The 19319-nt window shown below is 55.5% G+C and carries 19 protein-coding genes and 1 tRNA gene; 6 read left to right on the top strand and 14 right to left on the bottom strand.

Features of this window, described 5'->3' with window-relative positions; all coding sequences use genetic code 11:
* Nucleotides 1–247 precede the first annotated feature (247 nt).
* Nucleotides 248–1246, top strand: coding sequence for an NUDIX hydrolase (locus tag ACXM2N_RS05480; RefSeq protein ID WP_458490783.1), 999 nt, complete (start codon nt 248–250; stop codon nt 1244–1246).
* A gap of 145 nt (nt 1247–1391) precedes the next feature.
* On the opposite strand, the gene ACXM2N_RS05475 is transcribed toward ACXM2N_RS05480, so the two are convergent.
* The 3 genes from ACXM2N_RS05475 to leuC form a co-directional block, all read right to left on the bottom strand.
* A complete protein-coding gene (locus ACXM2N_RS05475) occupies nt 1392–2039 on the bottom strand; it encodes a DUF1648 domain-containing protein (RefSeq protein ID WP_458490781.1) in 648 nt (215 codons plus the stop codon).
* A gap of 471 nt (nt 2040–2510) precedes the next feature.
* Complete coding sequence (gene leuD / locus ACXM2N_RS05470) at nt 2511–3104, bottom strand: 3-isopropylmalate dehydratase small subunit (RefSeq protein ID WP_458490779.1); 594 nt, start codon at nt 3102–3104, stop codon at nt 2511–2513.
* 39 nt (nt 3105–3143) lie between these two features.
* On the bottom strand, nt 3144–4583 hold the full coding sequence (gene leuC / locus ACXM2N_RS05465; RefSeq protein WP_458490777.1) for a 3-isopropylmalate dehydratase large subunit: 1440 nt from the start codon (nt 4581–4583) through the stop codon (nt 3144–3146).
* Between the two features lie 88 nt (nt 4584–4671).
* Here leuC and ACXM2N_RS05460 point away from each other — a divergent pair, with 88 nt between their 5' ends.
* Complete coding sequence (locus tag ACXM2N_RS05460) at nt 4672–5397, top strand: IclR family transcriptional regulator (protein WP_458490775.1); 726 nt, start codon at nt 4672–4674, stop codon at nt 5395–5397.
* Between the two features lie 9 nt (nt 5398–5406).
* On the opposite strand, the gene ACXM2N_RS05455 is transcribed toward ACXM2N_RS05460, so the two are convergent.
* Nucleotides 5407–5982 (bottom strand): HD domain-containing protein, encoded by a 576-nt coding sequence (locus ACXM2N_RS05455; protein ID WP_458490773.1) that lies wholly within the window; start codon nt 5980–5982, stop codon nt 5407–5409.
* A gap of 472 nt (nt 5983–6454) precedes the next feature.
* Here ACXM2N_RS05455 and ACXM2N_RS05450 point away from each other — a divergent pair, with 472 nt between their 5' ends.
* On the top strand, nt 6455–7648 hold the full coding sequence (locus ACXM2N_RS05450) for a YihY/virulence factor BrkB family protein (RefSeq protein WP_458490771.1): 1194 nt from the start codon (nt 6455–6457) through the stop codon (nt 7646–7648).
* Between the two features lie 87 nt (nt 7649–7735).
* Here ACXM2N_RS05450 and ACXM2N_RS05445 read toward each other — a convergent pair whose 3' ends face one another.
* Complete coding sequence (locus tag ACXM2N_RS05445) at nt 7736–8773, bottom strand: pirin family protein (RefSeq protein ID WP_458490769.1); 1038 nt, start codon at nt 8771–8773, stop codon at nt 7736–7738.
* A 105-nt stretch (nt 8774–8878) separates the two neighbouring features.
* Nucleotides 8879–9286, bottom strand: coding sequence for a carboxymuconolactone decarboxylase family protein (locus tag ACXM2N_RS05440; RefSeq protein WP_458491024.1), 408 nt, complete (start codon nt 9284–9286; stop codon nt 8879–8881).
* A gap of 426 nt (nt 9287–9712) precedes the next feature.
* Between ACXM2N_RS05440 and ACXM2N_RS05435 the strand changes: the two genes are divergently transcribed.
* The 3 genes from ACXM2N_RS05435 to ACXM2N_RS05425 all read left to right on the top strand — a co-directional run bounded on the left by ACXM2N_RS05435 (nt 9713) and on the right by ACXM2N_RS05425 (nt 12585).
* Nucleotides 9713–10861: a CE1758 family FMN-dependent luciferase-like monooxygenase gene (locus ACXM2N_RS05435; protein ID WP_458490767.1), complete on the top strand. Its 1149-nt coding sequence runs from the start codon at nt 9713–9715 to the stop codon at nt 10859–10861.
* A gap of 3 nt (nt 10862–10864) precedes the next feature.
* Nucleotides 10865–11551: an FMN reductase gene (locus ACXM2N_RS05430; RefSeq protein WP_458490765.1), complete on the top strand. Its 687-nt coding sequence runs from the start codon at nt 10865–10867 to the stop codon at nt 11549–11551.
* 461 nt (nt 11552–12012) lie between these two features.
* Nucleotides 12013–12585 (top strand): hypothetical protein, encoded by a 573-nt coding sequence (locus ACXM2N_RS05425; protein ID WP_458490763.1) that lies wholly within the window; start codon nt 12013–12015, stop codon nt 12583–12585.
* A 378-nt stretch (nt 12586–12963) separates the two neighbouring features.
* On the opposite strand, the gene ACXM2N_RS05420 is transcribed toward ACXM2N_RS05425, so the two are convergent.
* From ACXM2N_RS05420 to ACXM2N_RS05385, 8 genes are all read right to left on the bottom strand, one after another.
* Nucleotides 12964–13878, bottom strand: a complete 915-nt coding sequence (locus ACXM2N_RS05420) for a 3-hydroxyacyl-CoA dehydrogenase (RefSeq protein WP_458490759.1) — start codon at nt 13876–13878, stop codon at nt 12964–12966.
* Between the two features lie 533 nt (nt 13879–14411).
* Nucleotides 14412–14660, bottom strand: a complete 249-nt coding sequence (locus ACXM2N_RS05415; RefSeq protein ID WP_458490757.1) for a PspC domain-containing protein — start codon at nt 14658–14660, stop codon at nt 14412–14414.
* A 250-nt stretch (nt 14661–14910) separates the two neighbouring features.
* Nucleotides 14911–14983: transfer RNA gene (locus ACXM2N_RS05410), tRNA-Glu, on the bottom strand.
* A 91-nt stretch (nt 14984–15074) separates the two neighbouring features.
* Nucleotides 15075–15962, bottom strand: a complete 888-nt coding sequence (locus ACXM2N_RS05405) for a 3-hydroxyacyl-CoA dehydrogenase (RefSeq protein WP_458490755.1) — start codon at nt 15960–15962, stop codon at nt 15075–15077.
* Nucleotides 15963–16081: 119 nt separating this feature from the next.
* A complete protein-coding gene (locus tag ACXM2N_RS05400) occupies nt 16082–16651 on the bottom strand; it encodes a chromate transporter (RefSeq protein ID WP_458490753.1) in 570 nt (189 codons plus the stop codon).
* A gap of 183 nt (nt 16652–16834) precedes the next feature.
* Entirely contained in the window at nt 16835–17248 is a 414-nt protein-coding gene (gene panD / locus ACXM2N_RS05395; protein WP_259801276.1) for an aspartate 1-decarboxylase, read from the bottom strand.
* Between the two features lie 152 nt (nt 17249–17400).
* Nucleotides 17401–17823: a hypothetical protein gene (locus tag ACXM2N_RS05390; RefSeq protein ID WP_458490751.1), complete on the bottom strand. Its 423-nt coding sequence runs from the start codon at nt 17821–17823 to the stop codon at nt 17401–17403.
* Nucleotides 17824–18139: 316 nt separating this feature from the next.
* Nucleotides 18140–19147, bottom strand: coding sequence for an inositol monophosphatase family protein (locus ACXM2N_RS05385; RefSeq protein WP_458490749.1), 1008 nt, complete (start codon nt 19145–19147; stop codon nt 18140–18142).
* Between the last annotated feature and the right edge of the window lie 172 nt (nt 19148–19319).

Genomic DNA, 19319 nt, shown 5'->3' with positions numbered 1-19319 from the left:
TCCTATCAATTCCGTAATTAAACAAGTATAGTTCGCTCGCCAGCAACGGGAAAATAGCAAACCCAGAAGCCACAACGATGAGGTGGCAGCACCGTGCCCTCATGTCGCAATCACCGCCTTATCGCTTAAGACTCACCCACCGGCTAGCCCAGCAGGGTGGAAAAGACGTACTACACTGGTACATCGACGTAGGGGCGCACTGATTCGTGCGACGCTGTAAGCAATTCCAATGGAAAGCGAGATCACTATGGGCTCTAAGCCACACGAAGTGGACAAGGACGAGCAGTCGGCACTGAACATCACTGGCCGTCACCAAGTGGTCATGAGCCAGCCCACCAAAGAATTTAAGCGCTCTACCCTCGCGGCGGGAGCAGTACTGTACCGCGGAGACGCCACGGATCCTCAGTCCCTTGAGGTAGCGGTCATTCACCGCCCTCACTACGATGACTACTCCCTAGCAAAGGGAAAGATTGATGCGGGCGAGTCACTCGTGACCACCGCCGTTCGAGAAATTAAAGAGGAAACCGGCTACGACGTCCGTCTAGGCAAGCTCCTCGGCCGCGTGAACTACCCAGTGGGCGACCGCACCAAGGTGGTGTACTACTGGACCGCAGAAGTGCTAGGTGGCGAATTCGTTCCAAATAAAGAAGTGGACTCAATCGAGTGGATGCCCCTGGCCCAAGCGAAAGAGAAGCTATCCTACGACGTTGACCGCAGCGTCCTGGAAAAGGCAGAGAAGCGTTTCCACTGGCCAACCACCACCCGCATTCTTTACGTTCGCCACGGCCGCGCTTACCGCCGCCAGAACTGGGCCGGCAATGACAACCTGCGTCCACTAGACAGCAAGGGACGCCGCCAAGCGGACTACCTGGTACCTCTCCTCAAAGCCTTCCACCCCACGTCCATTCACTCCGCTGAGCCCGCCCGCTGTCAGCAAACTGTGAAGCCACTTTCTGAGGCACTTGGGCTCGACATTCAGGTGAACCCGAAACTTGGCGACGACGCCTGGATCCAGAACATGAAAGGCGCCAAGGCCGCCTTCAAGGAGCTGGTGAACACCCCAGGCACCCACGTGGTGTGCAGCCAGGGCATCGCCATTCCAGACATGATCGCCCACCTGTCCACCGAGGGCACTCTCCCACTGGAAGAAATCCCAGCCAAGAAGGCGAGCGTGTGGGTTCTCACCTTCCACGAAGGACAGCTCACCGGCGCGGATTACTTAGCTAGCCCGCTGCCAGTGAAGTAAAAATTTCACCCACTAGTGGCCACGCTGATTACTATCAGCGTGGCCACTTTTCATGCAGCACTACAATGAGCGAGCTGTATGCCCCATCACACGATAATCACTCCCGCGGGGATCCTGAGCTCGACCGGGGCTGCAATTACACCGGTCAGCCCGCCACGGCGGCAAGGATAGCAATCATCACGATCGGGAGCGTTAGCCCACCGATAACGGCCCAGCCGCCAGGGCGCGCGAAATTCACCGTGCTCCCACCCATGTGATGAATCATCGTACGGTCATCCTCTGGGTTGAAATAGAACATGCCCCACTTCATATGGTTCGAAATTTCATTGGGGTACGAGCGCGAAACCTCATCATTGTTTCGCTTCAGTTCGACTGCTAGCCAGACCATGGCTAAGACGAATCCTGCAATGATGCTCACTACGGCGAGCTTTGACCTGAGGATCCCGAACATTGAAAGCATTAAATCAGCAGTTATGAGGGTAGCCAGCAACGCCATGAATTTAGCTAAGGTGTATTGAGTCTTGGACAGGGTAGCAATCATCCCGTTGCGGTTTTCAATATCTTCCTTGGATGGACGGATCGGCTTATCCCCCGCCTGAACTCGCATGAGCCCGATGCATCCCAAAGACACAAGTCCCAAGAAGATCGGCAGACCGACGTTGGCACCAAGTGCTGTAGCAATTGTCTTGTCGGCAAAGCCATCAGCAACCCCCTGAGCATTCCAGTGAGTCGGCAAAGGGTCTGGCAGGAGGTCATAGAAGGCGATTACGACAACAGCTGCGATTGCAGCCACAACAAATGGAATTATTAGATAGAGCCATGGAGGAGGCGCCATGGCGGGTTCAGACCGACTTCCACCCACATGTTTCATCAAGCACGTCCCTTTATAAACAACGATCCATCCCCACGCCCTAACCGGCACTAGGTGCACACGTACACCGAAAGACGGGTACGCGGGAGTGAACTCCTGTGGGGACCGCAACAAACATTTGCAGCCATATATATCAGAGTGCGCTGATCTCTGCTTAGTGAGCTACCCCCAAAGAGATGTGCGCACTACACATCCAATACGGCGAGCTCTAAGCATGCGGCCGTAAATCACCACGGATGAGACACAGGAAGTCCGCGTCTACGTTGTCATCTCCACAGTTACCGCTCCACCTTGCCCTTTCGCCTCCAATACACCCCCTAGAACACTTCAGGTTGGGATGAGAAAAGCGGTACGCAGTACTTCACGTACTACGTACCGCATCAGGTAGATCTCCTAAATCTTGACCTGTGGCTTAAAGCTTGGGCGATGAGCTTCGTACTCCTCAATAGCGTCTTCCTTGCGGAGGGTCAGTCCGATGTCATCGAGGCCCTCCATCAGGCGCCAGCGTGTGTAGTCATCTACGTCGAAGCTGTAGACCGCCTCGCCACACGTGACAGTACGATTCGCCAGATCAACGGTAACTTCCTTGCCTGGCTCCTGCTCCAGCTGCTTCCACAGCAGCTCGATATCAGACTGCTCCATCTGGGCAGCCAGCAGACCGGCCTTGCCGGAGTTACCGCGGAAGATATCCGCAAAGCGAGACGCCAGCACTACGCGGAAGCCGTAGTCCATCAGCGCCCATACAGCGTGCTCACGGGATGAGCCGGTGCCAAAGTCTGGGCCAGCCACCAGCACAGAACCGGAGGCGTATGCCTCCTGGTTGAGGACGAAGTCCTCCTCATTGTTGCGCCAGTTGGAGAACAAACCATCCTCAAAGCCCGTGCGGGTAACGCGCTTCAGGTAAACAGCTGGGATGATCTGGTCAGTGTCTACATTGGACCGAGTCAGAGGGACACCAACGCCGGTGTGAGTGACAAACTTTTCCATTTTTCTACTCCTAAATCCTTTACTTAGCGTTGCTGTCTCTTACAGATCCGCAGGAGACGCGAGGGTGCCCTTGACTGCAGTAGCTGCCGCTACCTCTGGGGAGACCAGGTGGGTGCGGCCGCCTGGCCCCTGACGGCCTTCGAAGTTTCGGTTGGAGGTGGATGCGGAGCGCTCACCTGGCTTGAGCTGGTCTGGGTTCATTCCCAAGCACATTGAGCAACCGGCGGTGCGCCAATCAGCGCCAGCCTCAATGAAGATCTGGTCCAAGCCTTCTTCTTCCGCCTGCTTCTTGACCATCGCGGTGGATGGAACAACCATCATCCGCACAGAATCAGCAACCTTCCTACCCTTGATCACTTCTGCAGCCGTGCGCAGGTCCTCAATTCGGGCATTGGTGCAGGAGCCCAAGAAGACGGTGTCGATCTTGATGTCACGCAACGGGGTTCCTGGCTTCAAGTCCATGTACTTGAGAGCCTTCTCTGCCGCAGCCTTGTCATTATCGTTTGTGAAATCCTCAGGGGACGGAACGGACGCGGACAGTGGAAGGCCTTGACCTGGGTTGGTACCCCACGTGACGAATGGGGTCAGTGCGGAACCATCGATCTCAACAACGGTGTCGAACTCAGCGCCCTCGTCAGTAGGTAACGTCTTCCAGTATTCAACAGCCGCATCCCAATCAGCACCGGTTGGGGCCATCTCACGGCCCTTGATGTAATCGAAAGTGGTTTGGTCTGGGGCAATCATGCCGGCGCGCGCGCCCGCCTCAATGGACATGTTGCAAATGGTCATGCGAGCTTCCATGGAGAGCTTTTCGATCGCTTCACCACGGTACTCGATCACGTGGCCCTGACCACCGCCGGTGCCGATCTTGGCGATGATCGCGAGAATCAGGTCCTTTGCGGACACTCCTGGCTGAAGCTCTCCGGATACGTTGATAGCCATGGTCTTGAACGGCTTCAGCGAAAGTGTCTGGGTAGCCATAACGTGCTCAACCTCAGAGGTGCCGATACCGAACGCCATGGCGCCGAAAGCGCCGTGGGTGGAGGTGTGGGAGTCACCGCACACGATGGTCATGCCGGGCTGTGTGACACCCAATTGAGGTCCAACCTGGTGAACAATGCCCTGATTGATGTCACCCATTGGGTGCAGACGAACACCGAACTCTTCACAGTTTTTACGCAGGGTTTCCACCTGGGTGCGGGACGTTTGGTCCTTGATCTCGAGCAAATTGCCTGCGAAAATACCCTCAGTTGGCACGTTGTGGTCTTCTGTAGCCAAGTGCAGTTCTGGGTGGCGCAACGTGCGGCCGGAGAGGCGGAGGCCGTCAAACGCTTGCGGGCTGGTAACCTCATGGAGGAGCTGGAGGTCAATGAAGATCAGGTCTGGCTCACCATTTTCTCCCTTGGATACCACGTGGTCACGCCATACTTTTTCCGCCAAGGTCAGCTTCTTACCCTGGTTGTCCACGGAGCTGCTCATGGATTATTCACCTCGTTATTTTTCAAGATGTATTCACGAACTTGTTTCGATACGTGAATCTCACTCTTTGGAATGATAATATCGTCTCATGGGACAGATTAGCACAGATCCAACTGCTACAAGCGGAATTAAAGTACTAGACCGCGCCGTCAACATCATGCTGACCGTAGCCGATAGGCCGCGCTCACTGTCAGAGCTCAGCGAAGAAACTGGACTCCCCCGCGCAACCGCACACCGACTAGCCACCGCACTAGAGACCCATCACATCCTGACGCGCACGTCAGACGGCCGATGGACCATCGGTGCGGTTCTCACATCGCTGGGCGCGAACAGCTCAACCAAGCTGATTGATGTCTCTTCTCCCATCATGATTGCCCTCATGGACGCTACGAACGAATCCGTACAGCTCTATCAGCTCGCGGGTTCCACCCGTGTGTGCATTGCAGCCCAAGAACCTGCTATTGGCCTGCAGAACACCGTGCCCGTGGGCACCCGCCTACCGCTTACCGCCGGTTCAGCAGCTAAAGTCTTCCTCGCTTACTCATCCCCGCAATTGCGCGAGTCCGTGTTATCTAACACAGACAAAATTACCGAAAACGACTTAGCCCAAGTACGCGACAAAGGATGGGCTGAGTCCGTCTCTGAACGCGAGGTTGGCTTAGCGTCTGTTTCCGCACCCGTATTTGATGCTGATGGGCTGTTCACCGCCGTGTTATCCATCTCCGGACCTGCTGAACGACTGAAGCCCTCGCCTGGCCAGCTGTGGGCGAAGCAGCTGTGCGAATCCGCCCAGATTCTCAGTGACAGCCTTTAACTGCGTGCATCAGTAACTCTCCAGCTGTTGGATGAGCTTTCCCAGCTCCTGGTTAAGCGGGAAGCCAGGTAGGCGCTGCGCTACCACCTCATGAATCTGGCGGTACCACCACTGCTGCCCCTCCTTGCCAGAGTTAAACCTCTCCCACAGTTGATCTCCAATACGTGAGTAGTCATCCACAATGGATTTCAGGTTGTGCAGCTTGTCTGCACAACTGACCATGACCGATTCATCCGAGGCTGCGTCGCGCAGACGCGCGATGTAGGCGTCGGCACGCTGCTGCCACTGGCTTAAGGAATCATCTTTGGTCACACCTAATACAATTTCCACCACCCTGGAGCCAAAATCTTTCTCCATCTGTTCGCGGGAGTAGACCTGCGGGACATCCTCGAGCACGTCATGTAAAAGACCAGCAATCAGGACGTCCTCATCATCCGTAACCTGCGAGAGCAGGTACATGACACCGTACAGGTGGGCAACATACGGGATACCCGACCCTTTGCGGAAATGGTCACGGTGCGCCACCGACGCAGTATTGATAGCCGCCATCAGACGCGGGCTCAGAAACTCAGTATTTCCAACCATGGAGATCCTTTCGATGGAGGCGACGCGCAGCGCAGACAAACTTCCGCGTCAAGCGCTCAGATAACGCTTGCACCAAAACTGGCGCAAAACTGCCAAATAAATAGTCCTGAAAACCACGTTGGCCACCTCGGTTATAACACGCCCCCATACTATAAGGGTCACCGATCACCTAGGAATAAAGCCTCAAACATCTAGAGAAACTAACCTTCTGAATTTAAAACTTCAGAGCCCGTTGAGACGGCACCCGACCCCGATTGATTCAAAACCTGCTGCGCCTAAGCATGGGCTACCCCGGCCGCAGTCGCTCCTACGCTGAACACCGTGAGGGTGGTGTCATGCTGGGCACGGTCACACCGGACAGCACAAGACCAGGCAGTAAACAAGCTTAGAAATACACCTATCTGAACCGTTGACGGCCAACTTTGGGCATGTCAATATGTTTTTCCTTGAACTAAAAGGTAATTTTTTACCAGTGACTAGGGAAAACAGTAACCACGACGTGAGCGACAAAGCCTCCACTACGGCCAAAAATCGGAAGTTCATTAATTTCCGCAAGATTCGCCCCATTGTCCCGCTCGGCGGCGGTGAGCCGATTAACACCCTAAGCTGGCTTGATTACCGCCGGAGTGTGATGAGGAGGCACAAACAGCTCCCCAAAGGAGCAACCCCGTTTATCGCTCGCCGGTTGTACTGGGAATTCTTTTTCAACGGCCTTCTAGACAAGGCTGCGATCTTGAGTTTCTTTACTCTCCTTACCGCACTACCGACCCTGTTGTCCTTCTACGCGATCTCATCCCTGTTGCTGGATCAAAATCGGGACCAGGTCACCACCCTCACTGACGAGTTCATTACCTCCTACATCCCCGAGCAGTACGGCGACACAGCACGCAGCGTAGTCAACATTGTCATCGGCTCAACGCAGCAATCAGCGATCATGTTGATCCTGTCCATCCTCTTTGCTCTGTTCTCGTCCTCCGCCTATGTACGCGCGTTTTCTCGAACCTCCAACGAGCTCTACGGCCGAATCGAGGGGCGCACCTTGCTGCGCACCTGGGGCACAATGTGGGGATTGACGTTCATGCTCCTTGTGGGACTAGTGATCCTGGCCGGGGCATACTTCCTCCGCGGTGACATTGTCACTCCCCTCGTCGACCGTTTTGCGGAACCACTGGAGCTAGAGGAAGCCGCGTACTTCTTTGTGGACCGCATCCTTCCCGTTTGGGGATACCTGCGCTGGCCAGTCATCATTGTGGTGGCACTAACGCTAGTTGCGGTACTGTACCACGTTGCCCCAAATGCCAACTACGGCAAGTTCCGCTGGATCACCCCAGGTAGCGTATTCGCGCTTAGCGGTGTCTTCATTGTTGGCGTACTCACCCAGATCTATGCCTCATCCTTTGGACAAGTAGGCTTGTACGGCGCGCTCGGCGGCCTCGTCACAGCCTTGATCGGCATCTGGCTCGCCAATGCCTTCATGCTGCTGGGCATAGCACTCAACGTGGAAGTGGCACGAGTGCGCGAACTCCAAGCCGGCCTCGATTCAGAAAAGATTGTGCGCGTACCTCCGCGCTCCGCTCGGGCCATAGATGACTACAACCGCATGATCGATGATCTTGTCCAACGCTCCCGTTCGCTAAAGCAAACGCCTTCCGACGTCAAAGAATAGCCAGACGTACACGTCCCCTCACCCAGCTACCTCGACCTAAACCATGAGGGAGCGAAACGGGAAAGATCGCGAAATGAGCACGGGACGTCAGCGCGAATTGGCCACAGAATCCGGGTTACGCCGAGGTTTAATCCTGGCGTTTGGCAAGCGTGGCGCAGGAAGCCAACTCATACCGTCAACATTCTTGCCAGGGCCTCCGTGGCCTACATAGCCACGGACGTGCCCGAACTGCTCGGTGCGATTTTCCCATGACTGGCGAAACTGCCGGATCTCATCATCGTTACGTCCAACGAAATTCCACCACATCACAATTTCCTCCCCAAAGGGGGTCCCCCCGATGAGTAAGAGGCGCGCCGGGGTGTCACCTTCGTTGCTCAACGTGAGTGTGTGCTCACCAACACCTGTGTAAGCGAGGTACGTAGGTGCAACCGTGACACCTGCGACAGAGACGGTGCCGGAATCAACGAGCACGCCGTGTTCGAAGGATTCATTTACTTCCAGTTCGATCGTACGATGCGCATCGATCCGAATCTCAGCCCCTACTACTGGAGTGAACGTTGTCACTGGAGAACTCTGCCCAGCTAGGTCCCCTAGGAAAACTATGATTTCGCCGCCCGGAATCCGGTGAATCTCAGGTTCATAGTGCTCGAACTGGCGCGGTGCCGTGTAACGAGCACCGCTGGGAAGCGCCAACCACAACTGCACACCGTGCAAGACTCTGGTGTCTGGGGTGGAGACTTCTGAGTGGCAAATACCTGCACCAGATGTCATGACGTTGAGTTCTGCCGGGCGAACGAGTCCTCGGTTGTCACCGGAATCAATATGCTCAATCTCACCCTGAAACAGCCAGCTCACAGTTTGCAAACCAGTGTGGGGATGCGGAGCGACATCCATTCCGCCCGTCAATGACACATCGTCTGGCCCATAGTGATCGACAAAGCACCAAGCACCAATCAAAGAGCGTTTTTTCTGCGGTAATGTGCGGTGCACGGTCATCGCACGAGGACCACCTAGGGGGACATCGCGCGAGGAGATGATTTCTACGGCTGTGCCCTCTTCTTCGTGTTCGGGTGACCGCCCTGACTGACACAGAATTTCCTGCGGATCTTTTTCTTGATTGCTCATATTTTCGCCTCTAGCACTTCTTGAGAATTAACGTTGCCTTCTTATGTACGGAAGTCTTTGAGTTGCCCTTGACCATCTGCCCCTGCCGCTCAAGGGCCCCCACATTTAATAATTCAGAGGCGGGTGGCCCGAAGCTACCGAAAGCCTATTAAATGCATTAATGCTGACGATCGCCCATTCCAGCGCCGCTACCTGCTCTTCTGCAAAAACCTCGCACGCTGTGATAGCCGCCTGTGAATTTCTTTCACCTTGAGGAAGCTCCGTTAACGTCTCCGCTAGCTCTAATGCTGCTTGCTCCCGGTCATCAAACACCCCGCGAGCCTCTCGCCATGCCGGCAAAAGATCCAGCTTTCGCTGTGGTACGCCTGCTTTTCGTGCAGCTGGAACATGAATAGAAAGACATGTTGCACATCGGTTCATCTGGCTCACACGGGTCAGAACCAACTCGATCAGTTCGGGCTCAAGGTCCACTTCTGGGTAAATTTTCTCCAATAATTGCCCCGGCGCGAGCATGGCTTTGTAGACCTCAGGGAAAAACTTATCAAGGTACGGGCCATGCTCCGGGCGCTTGCCAGCCTTCGATGAACTCCGTGACTCAGCCACTGTCTACCACCTTCATTTCTTGGCTCTAATTTTCCAACAGGCTGCACTGCAACGGTGGAGCAATCGAATCTCTAAGACGCACAGCTTTTGAGATCACCGCTGCCCTTGGTGACTTCGTGCGCACGGTGGTGCTGCCACTACCAACGAGTCATGCGCCGTGCAGCATTCGATTTTTCCCGAGACCTAGGCTGCTTCCAGTCCCTTACCCAGCGCTTATCGTCACCATGGTGGTGTGATCCGCCGGCTGAGCGATACGGATTTCCGCTGCTATCAGCTAACTCCATTAAACACCACTTATTGTTGACGTATCAACAACAAGTGATTAGGATCAAGAAAATGCAATTCGGAATCTTTACAATCGGCGACGTCACTACCAACCCAACTAACGGCAAATCCCCAACAGAACATGAGCGGATTAAAGCTACCGTAGCCCTAGCCAACAAGGCTGAAGAGGTTGGCTTAGACGTCTTTGCAACAGGTCAACACCACAACCCGCCTTTTGCTGCTCCAGCTAACCCACCAGTTCTACTGGCACATGTTGCTGCGCAGACAGAAAACATTCAGCTGTCAACGTCCACTACGCTCATTACCACTACTGACCCTGTGCGCATTGCGGAGGATTACGCCTACCTGCAACACCTAGCTGATGGGCGCGTGGACCTCATCCTGGGTCGCGGAAACACCGGCCCCGTCTACCCATGGTTTGGCAAAGACATACGCCAAGGCATCCCTCTAGCAATCGAAAATTACCACCTGCTACGTACGCTGTGGCGAGAAGAAAACGTTACATGGTCAGGCCAATTCCGCACCCCGCTGCAGCAATTCACCTCCACTCCCCGACCCCTCGACGGCGTAGCGCCATTCGTGTGGCACGGTTCCATCCGCTCTACCGAGATCGCAGAACAAGCAGCGTTCTACGGTGATGGTTTCTTCCACAACCACATCTTCTGGAACATCGAACACACCACCGCCATGGTCAACCTCTACCGCCAACGCTTTGAGCACTACGGCCATGGTTCTGCCGACCAAGCGATCGTTGGCCTTGGCGGACAGTTCTTCGCCGCGGAGACGGAGAAGAAAGCGAAGGAGACCTTCCGCCCCTACTTCGATAACGCGCCAGTGTACGGCCATGGTCCATCACTCGAAGAATTCGAGCGCATCACTCCGCTGACCGTAGGCACCCCAGAACAGATCATTGAACGATACTTAAGCTACGCGGACGCAGTGGGCGACTACCAGCGCCAGCTCTTCCTTGTTGACCATGCCGGCTTACCACTGGAGATGGCGCTCGAGCAGGTAGAAATCTTGGGAACAGAGATCGTGCCTGTACTACGGAAGGAATTCGAGCTTCGCCGCCCATCGCACGTGCCATCAGATCCTCCTACACATGGCTCCCTCGTGGCCGAAGGTGCGGACTCACCACATCTCAAGATTCGCCCAGCACAGGATTCAGGGACACCATCTACACAAGAGGAACGGAGCTAAACGGTGAAGAAACTTGTAGTTGTCAATGGCGGTATGTCCAACCCCTCAACCACCCGCATGCTTGCAGAGCGCATTGCTGAGGCAGTGAGCGCCCAAGTGTCCAAGCGCGGCGAGGGACTCGACATCTCCTACGTCGACGTAGCTGACATCGTCATGGATTTAGCCACCGCAATGTCCACGGGGATCTACAACGAACGCCTTAGGGCTGACCTCGAGCAGGTGGCGGAGGCGGATGCGCTGATTGCCGCAACACCCGTATTTAAAGCCTCCTATTCAGGCATTTTCAAAATGTTCTTCGACGCATTAGACAATCACGCACTCACCGGCGTGCCGGTACTCATAGCTGCCACGGCCGGCACGGCACGGCATTCATTGGTTCTGGACTATGCACTGCGCCCACTGTTCAACTACCTCCGAGCCATCACCATGCCTACGGCAATATTCGCCGCCACCGACGACTTTGGCCAAAAATCTGACATAGACTCACGCATCACCCGCGCTGCACGCGAGCTAGCCCAGCAAATTGTGGACGTATCGGATGCTGTGGTGGGATTCGGTCCCGACTTTGGAGAATCGGATGATTCCGCAACACCAAGGCGCGAGAGCACCAATACCACTGTCAACACCAACGTCACTGACTTTGCCACCCTCTTGGCGGGCCATGATGGCACAGCACAGAAGGATCATTAGGCTCCCAGCCGCCTTCGAAAAATCCTCAACCGAAAACGCCCTCGTCAGCTGCAAAAGTTTTGCTAGCGAGGGCGTTGGGCGCGCTTAGGCAGCATCAATCCAAACCCCATATCCGACACACGCGCTCACCACCTAGGGCAAAACCCAACAACCCCGCGCAGCTCACAAATGGAAGAGTCATGGTGCTTCAGCTACCATAGCGTCAGCCTTAACGGGTATTCTGCACGGTCCTCTCGGTCCAGCCTCATATCAGTGAGGGACCGACGATCTGGCGTTCACGATCCAAAGGCGTATTTTTCCCTCAACTCAGCGTTGAGCAGTAGATGCGCGATCACAACTCGAGCAAGACGCGTGAAACTCTGGAAAATGCTTGGATATAAAACCCTCGTTCCTCCGCACTGTCACCCAGTTTTCACTATTCTCGTTTAGCAAGAACGCAGCTGTAGAGGAGTTTGGTACTTATGATGATCACGCTGGCAGAGGTCAAGCAGACACTAGAAGCAGCCAGGCAGCAGGCAAGCGAGCAGCAGATCGAGGAATTTCACCAGCGGATTCTGGCACACTTCGAGGTTCGTCAGCAGGAGCTGGCGAATCACTTCCGCGATCGGTGGATAGCCGAGAACAAGACTCCGGTCGTGGACGGTCTGACGTGGGGTCAGATGAACGAATCGGCGAATCAGCAGGCGTGGAACGAGATGCGTCAAACATACCTAGCGGAGTACACGCAGATAGCGGGCGAGCTCGATACGGAAGAGGACATCGCGACCAATCCCGACGCACTCGCAGTGACGGACCCGGACTACTGGAAGAAGGACCCACTCGCCGGCGAGATTCCGATGACGGTCTGGGACACAGTGTTCAGCGTGTGGCCGGAGAAGGACCATCAATGGCTCACGTACGCGGCCGCGCTGATGAACTACCGGAACTTCAACGATCTCACGCTTCCAGTACCGGAGGACAACCAAGAGGTCAAGGACGCATTCGCGGAACAGATCGACGCAGCAATAGCCGCAGCAAAAAACACACCCAAGTAAGGGCTAACCTAGACGCGGTCACCATAGCCCTCAAAGTTCGCGGTGAGGGCTTCTCACCTACCGTACGAGCTCTTCGGAATGAAAGCAGAAGTACGTCTCCAGCCCCACGGACAGGCACAACGCCTGAGCTGAAAAGCGGACGCCTCACTCTAGCCGTGGCTCTACGCAAGTAACCACAACGCAGGCCGTCAAAGACTGCTCTCCAAGCGGGGATACCCGATCCGCGCGGTAGCTTTATTGCGGTGTAGAGCACCACCTTCCACGGAAGTTCCGTGATGGAGCTGCTCAGTCCTCGCTGAACAACTGGTCATCACCTAGAGCCGTGGACCACAACGCTGAGGGCGTCCCCTGTTTCAGCTGGGCGGTAGTTATGTGGCTTTAAGAGTAGCGATTCCACTTCTTTACTGCATCGAGTTTGTTGCCATTCTCGTCGTAGTAGTAGAAGCCCTGTCGGCTCTCGCGGCCCGTGTATCCTTCATCAATTGCCTTCTGAAGGAACTCGCCGAATCGGCGGACATCTGGATCCTCGTCAGCAGAAGCAATGTTTGCAGCAACGCGGAATCCGACAGTATCGAAGGCAGCGAATGGGCCAGTTTGCTGGCTAGTTCCAAGGACCCAGCTACGATCGATATCTTCAGGGTCACCGACCTCATTGATGTAGAGCTTGCCGGCGGCATGCAGGAATGGGATCAACAGGGAGTTGATGAAGTAACCTGGTTGCTCCTTGTGAATCAGGCTCACAACCATTCCCGTCTCATAGGCGTACTTGCGTGCGCCATCAATAGCTTCCTTGGATGTCTGATCGGAGCCCATGATCTCTGCGAGATTGTTCTTCCAAATCATATTCGCATAGTGAATGGCCACCAGCTTCTCCGGATGACCACTAGCCTCAGCAAAGGAAGAAGGAAGCAAGGACGACGTGTTAGTAGCGAACAGCGTCTTTTCCGGAGCAACTTCTCCGATCTGCTTCCACACCTTCTTCTTCAGCTCAAGGTTTTCAGGCACAGCCTCGATAACGATGTCTGCATCCTGGAGTGCTTCCTCTAGGTCACTGGAGGTAGAGATTCTCGCGACCGCATCTTCGAACCTACGGTTACTGTAGGCAGAGCCTAAGTCCTGCTTGTAGTGAACGTGCATCCACTCCCACCGCTCGGGCAACTTTTCGAGGGCCTCAGGGAAGGCATCGTAGACGATCACTTCCTTGCCGTGAAATGCTGCCTGCATCGCAATCTGGGAACCGAGGACACCAGCCCCCATGACGGTCACATGATCGAAATTGCTGAATTGCTTCACGTTACAACCTCTCTGGGCGTCAACCCATTTGTATCCCCGCGCCAGGCCACGTCAGGCTCCCACTTTGAAGCGCATAAAAGGGCCAAAGTTATGGGGAAAATTGACAGTGCGTCCTAAGCAGAACGAAACACGTTCGCAGAATGTCAGGGACCTTCTCATCTTCCCTGCTCATTCCGCTTGCCTGCTTCTCTGTGCTAGGGCATGCCACGAGTGTACTACTCCCAATAGATCGCGGCAGCGCCCCTGAATGAAACCCTTAACCAGGGCTTCCCCACCCAGAAACTAGCCACAGCCCTAACTCCAGATCACATTTCAAAAGACGCCACGGGGCACCTGATGTTTCCGTACAGGGTTTCGACCACATGTAGTCCGCGGCAACAGTCGGGGGTACGCCGGAAAATCCGGCACGATGTGCACAAATCACACAATTCCACCCATGTCCTGGGACAGACCAAAAAACTCAAGGGCCTAACCCCGATCCAAAATCGGAATCAGACCCCTGAAGATGCTTTAACTATTCAGAATGAGCCGCGTTAGCGCTTAGGAATAATCAGCCACGCTGCGAGGTACGCAATGAACTGCGGTCCGGGTAGGAACATGGACAGTACGAACAGTACGCGAAGGAGTGATGGGTTGATGCCGTAGGTCTGACCGATGCCGCCGAGCACACCTGCCACCATGGAGTCAGTGCTCGAGCGGGTAAGGCGACGGCCCACTAACTCGTGGGTCTTGTTCAGGTAGTGATCAAACTGTGCCTTGTAGTCATTGTTGCCGTTGTTCATTGTTGTCCTCTCGTGTGCTTGTGTGATTACCATCTTGCCCAGATATCAGGTTTCCCGCATCGGGGATTTCCCTGATATTGAGGCGTAAGGGTCAAAAGGGGATGCGGACGAAATCCTGGAGGATTTTCCGCATCCCCTTATGGCCTTTAAGCCCAAAGTGGACATCGAGTGGGAAAACGCAAACGAGGTAGTCAGTGAGCAATCACTAACTACCTCGTTTAACAGCGTGCGGTTTCCCGAGCGCTAATTGTACCCCGTACGGGATTTGAACCCGTGTTACCGGCGTGAGAGGCCGACGTCCTAGGCCGCTAGACGAACGGGGCGCGTTCTTTCTGTCGTTTGCGACTCCTAAAAGATAGAACACGCCCCCGCTATCCGACAAATCAGCATGTCGGCGCCCCTACCGCGGGCTGGTTACTTCTCGATCTTGTTGCCGTTGTCGTCGTACTTGTAGAAGCCCTCGCCGTCGCCCTGGCCGGAGCGACCTTCCTCGATCATCTGCTTGCCGATCTCGGTGAACTTCTTCTTCCACTCCGGCTGGTCCTCGCCGGAACCCTCAGCAACGTTAACGATGGAGCGCATGCCGATTATGTCCATGATCTCGAACGGGCCCATATCGGTGCCCATGGCGATGCGCCAGTCCTTATCAATCTGGTCGACGTCAGCGACATCGTTGACGTAGAGGTACTGCGCTCCCTGCAGGAACGGAACCATCATGGTGTTGAGGAGGTAAGCGCGCTGCTCCTTCTTCAGCACGACGGGTGCGAGGTCAGCCTCGTGGGCGAACTCCTCGACAATGTCGCGGTACTTCAGGTCCGTCTCCGGGTTCGGCATGATCTCAACGATGTTCTTGAGCCATACGCGGTTGGCGAAGTGGGTGTTGATGAAGCGCTTCGGGTCGCCGGTGGCGTCCGCAATCTCGCTGCCGAGCAGCGACGAGGTGTTGGTGCAGAAGATGGTGTGCGACGGTGCTGCCTTGCCCAATTTCTCCCAAGTGGAGCGCTTCAGGTCGAGCTTCTCCGGAACTGCCTCAATAATAATGTCCGCCTCAGCGACGGCTGCTTCCATGTCCGTGGTCAGCGAGAGGTTCTCGTGAGCCTTGGCAACGCTTTCCTCGCTAGCGGTGTCGAGGTCAGCGATCATGGACTTGCCAATGGAGTTAAAACGTCCCTTGGCGGCCTCAACCGCGTCGTCATTGATGTCCCATGCGGTGACCTTAAACCCAGCGTGGGCGATGACGAATGCGATCTGGGCGCCCAGGACGCCTGCACCGATGACGGAAACGTTCTTAATGTCAGTCATGACACTTCCTTTGCCTTAATGAAAATTTTAACTGTACGTGACCTAGGATACACCGCTTCCGGGAAAGTGCTAGGTTGCTCTATTGAGCTACAGCGCGATCAAACCGATGACGGCGGCGATCACGACCGCCCACGCCGGCAGTTTCCACGCCTGCAGCGCGGTAAACGATGCCGCAGCCACAGCCATCGTGGCCGCGGGGTCACACCGGCGATGAAGACAGAGTCGTACAGCGCGGCGGCGAGGATGCCCACCACGGCCCCGATAGCCCAGTGCACCCCTTGGGCGGACGCGCCGAGGAACGAGGCGAACGCCACGCTCTTCGGCACCCGCGAGCTAAACCCAACGTCATCGTCTGCATCGGGAGTCGCCCGAAGCCCTGCGAGCCCCGCGCGGATCTTGTCGGTGATCAGCGACTGTGTCATGCCGAGAACCGCGTGCGCAACGACGGCGACCGCCGCGGTTTTCAGGCCCGCCAGCAACCCAGCGTCGGAGATGTCCCCCATGACCGCGACCCCAAGGGCGAAGAGTACAAGCGCGATTACCGACGGCATGGTGAACGCGAACCACACCGCGAACATGCCGAGGTAGCCAGCGCATTGTAGCCCGACCGCCATGCCTACCTGGCTTGAGGCGGGCCAGGGCAGGAATTGGCAAAGGGCGACCAAGTCGGCGTAGGTCTTCCCGCTCATCCACTTGTGCCTGAACACGAACTAGTCGCGGAAGCAGCCGAGGTGCGCCGTCGGCCCTCCGAAGGAGATCAGCCCGAGGCGGAGGAAGAGGGAGAAGACTTCGGCGACGTTACCTTTAACCTGCTGTGTAGACATCGTGAGATAGCGTCTCACATTTCGCGGCGTACCGCCGGGTTCGCGAGCTTAGTCCGGGTGGCGCGGGTTGATGAGACCGGAACCCGCCGGCGCGTGGGCTGGGTCCTCGCCGAGCTCAACCTGCTTGTTGTTCTCATCGACGAAGATGACCCGCGGGCTGTAGTCCTTAAGCTCCTGCTCCTCGTAATGCGCATACCCGATGATGATGACGAGGTCGCCGGGGCTGATCAGGCGGGCGGCGGCGCCGTTGATGCCAATCACGCCCGTGCCCCGGTCGCCCGTGATGGCGTAGGTGGTCAGTCTGTTGCCGTTGTTGATGTCAACGACGTCGATCTGCTCCCCCTCTAAAATGTCAGCAGCCTCCATGAGGTCAGCGTCGATCGTGCAAGAGCCGACGTAGTGCAGATCGGCCTGAGTGACGGTGGCTCGGTGGATCTTGGATTTCAACATGGTTCGCAACACGGTTTAAGAGTCTAGCTGACGGCGCAAGCGAGGGGTTTTACGTGTCCTCGCCCAACTTCCGTCGCACGTCGAAGCGTAGCGCCTCCGCCTCATCGATCTCGGCGAGTCTGCTTCTGGCATCCGGTACGACAGAAAGCTTGGTAATCATGGCCTCAAGATGCCTTCTCAGAGGCCTTAAGGACGCTGGGTTTGCGAACAGTTTTCTGCTCATAGGCCGTGCCGACGCCACGAGTGCGGATGACCTCATCAAGGTCGACGAGGGCCTCAATCAGGTCGCGTTCGGTCTCAGCGGCAATGAGAGCAACTGACTCACCCATCTGCTCGACCTCCCAGAGTTCTTTGATGTGCTTCACGGCCCCGCCGATGATCCCCACGCCAACCGCCAACGCAATCACTCCCCCGGCGGAGCCTGTGGGCTCGCGGAGGACCGCGCTAACCCGCCCAATTTCTGATGCAAACTTTTCCAGGTCGTCGGATGAATTGATCGCCAACCGCTGTGCGCGTAGCACCATGACATCGCTTCGCGAGGCCGACCGCCGATCACCGTGGCTGAGTACGTGGTCGTTTTCTGTCATGCAGGGAATCAAAGGATTAGGACGTGACAGAAGCGAGCGGGAACTGAGCATTTCACGGTCAAACCCGTGTGCCCATAAGTGGGAATCACGCCCGGTTTGCTCATGAACGCCAAAGTGCTTTGTTTCTGAGAGGCCGGAAAATCGCCGACACAAAACTGTAGGCCTACCTCGGCACCCAAAAAGGCGAAAAGACCCTGATCAAAACTCCGAGAAAACCCCGTGTCTCGAACTTTACGCTCCATAAAATGGGCAGCGTTTACAGTACCCAGTCAAGGCAAGTAACTACCGGGTGAAAGACCAAGTGTTCAGAGTTTTCTCACAGGGAGTCTCTGATAATACGTAAAGCATCTTCCAGGGCCCTTTTGGAACCAGCCAGATGCCAATTTTCAAAGACTTGAACATCCCACTCGGGCTCCACTTTCCTGAGTAGTCCTTTGATAGAGAGCCAATCCCACAGCGGAACCTTATGATCACACAGCAAGTGCACGCGCCCCTGTAGGAAGTCAACTGCATCGAGCACGGTACACCCACTAATCCTCACCTGACGCGCCTCGGCGAGGATTCGCAGCCAAGCACACCGATCTTCCGACGGGAAACTTGTAGAGACAACACTTTGCCCCAAGGAGTGTTCACCATCATTCCTGCAAAATCCTCGACCGGGGCGAGAGGATTTACTGCCTTTGCCCACAAACACCGAGGTAAAACCTCTGAAACCTTCAAACACCCAAATCTCATCTACATACGGCGCGGAGATCGCCGTCGCAATTGGCTCCGATTGGATGGATGGCTCTCCCTCAATTAATGATGCGGCGGTGGCCCACCTAGGGCTTCCAATAACGAAATTGTCATAACCACTGCAGGGGTTTATGACCCACGTCCGCCCAGAATCACCTCTCAGTAAGTTTCCACTAGGGCTCGATATACTATCCGACGGGAATAACCGGTGTAGCACGGTCGTTAAAGCGTACTCCGAGCAGATCCACGCCGTCGACCTACCCTTGTGCAAATGTGTCTCACCGTTCGGTTGCATGAGGTGGTTCCGAAGCTCCACTGGGTCGAGCGTTTTAAGATCCTCATCCACATCGCCCCAATTCTCGTTGTAAATATATGTAGCATCAGAATCCGCGGATTCCGCTACAACCTCACACACTTCGCCTGCAACATAAACCGCGAGCGCTGCGGCATGATCTTCCTTAAAGCGAGCGATGTGGCGCCGGGCTGGACCCTCAGCTAACTGGGTGTGGTACTCGTAAAATAGATCATCAACGAGCTTTCGAATCTCTATCGCTTGATAAAACTCAATCCCCAGCAACTCGTTCGGCATAACTCAACCCTAGCTCATAAACGCCTGAAACTAGGGCAGAAAAATGGCCTATAAGCCAGAACCTAGCTATAGGGGTGGAAATATCTCAAGAAACAGAATAAGCCAGGTCTGAAAACCTGGCTTTCTCTAATAACTTTCGTACTCGTATGTGTAAGCACTTGGTGGTACGCCA

The organism is Corynebacterium sp. ZY180755 (assembly GCF_054331495.1).
The sequence above is the reverse complement of the archived record's forward strand: the minus strand, read 5'-3'. Positions and strand labels throughout refer to the sequence as shown.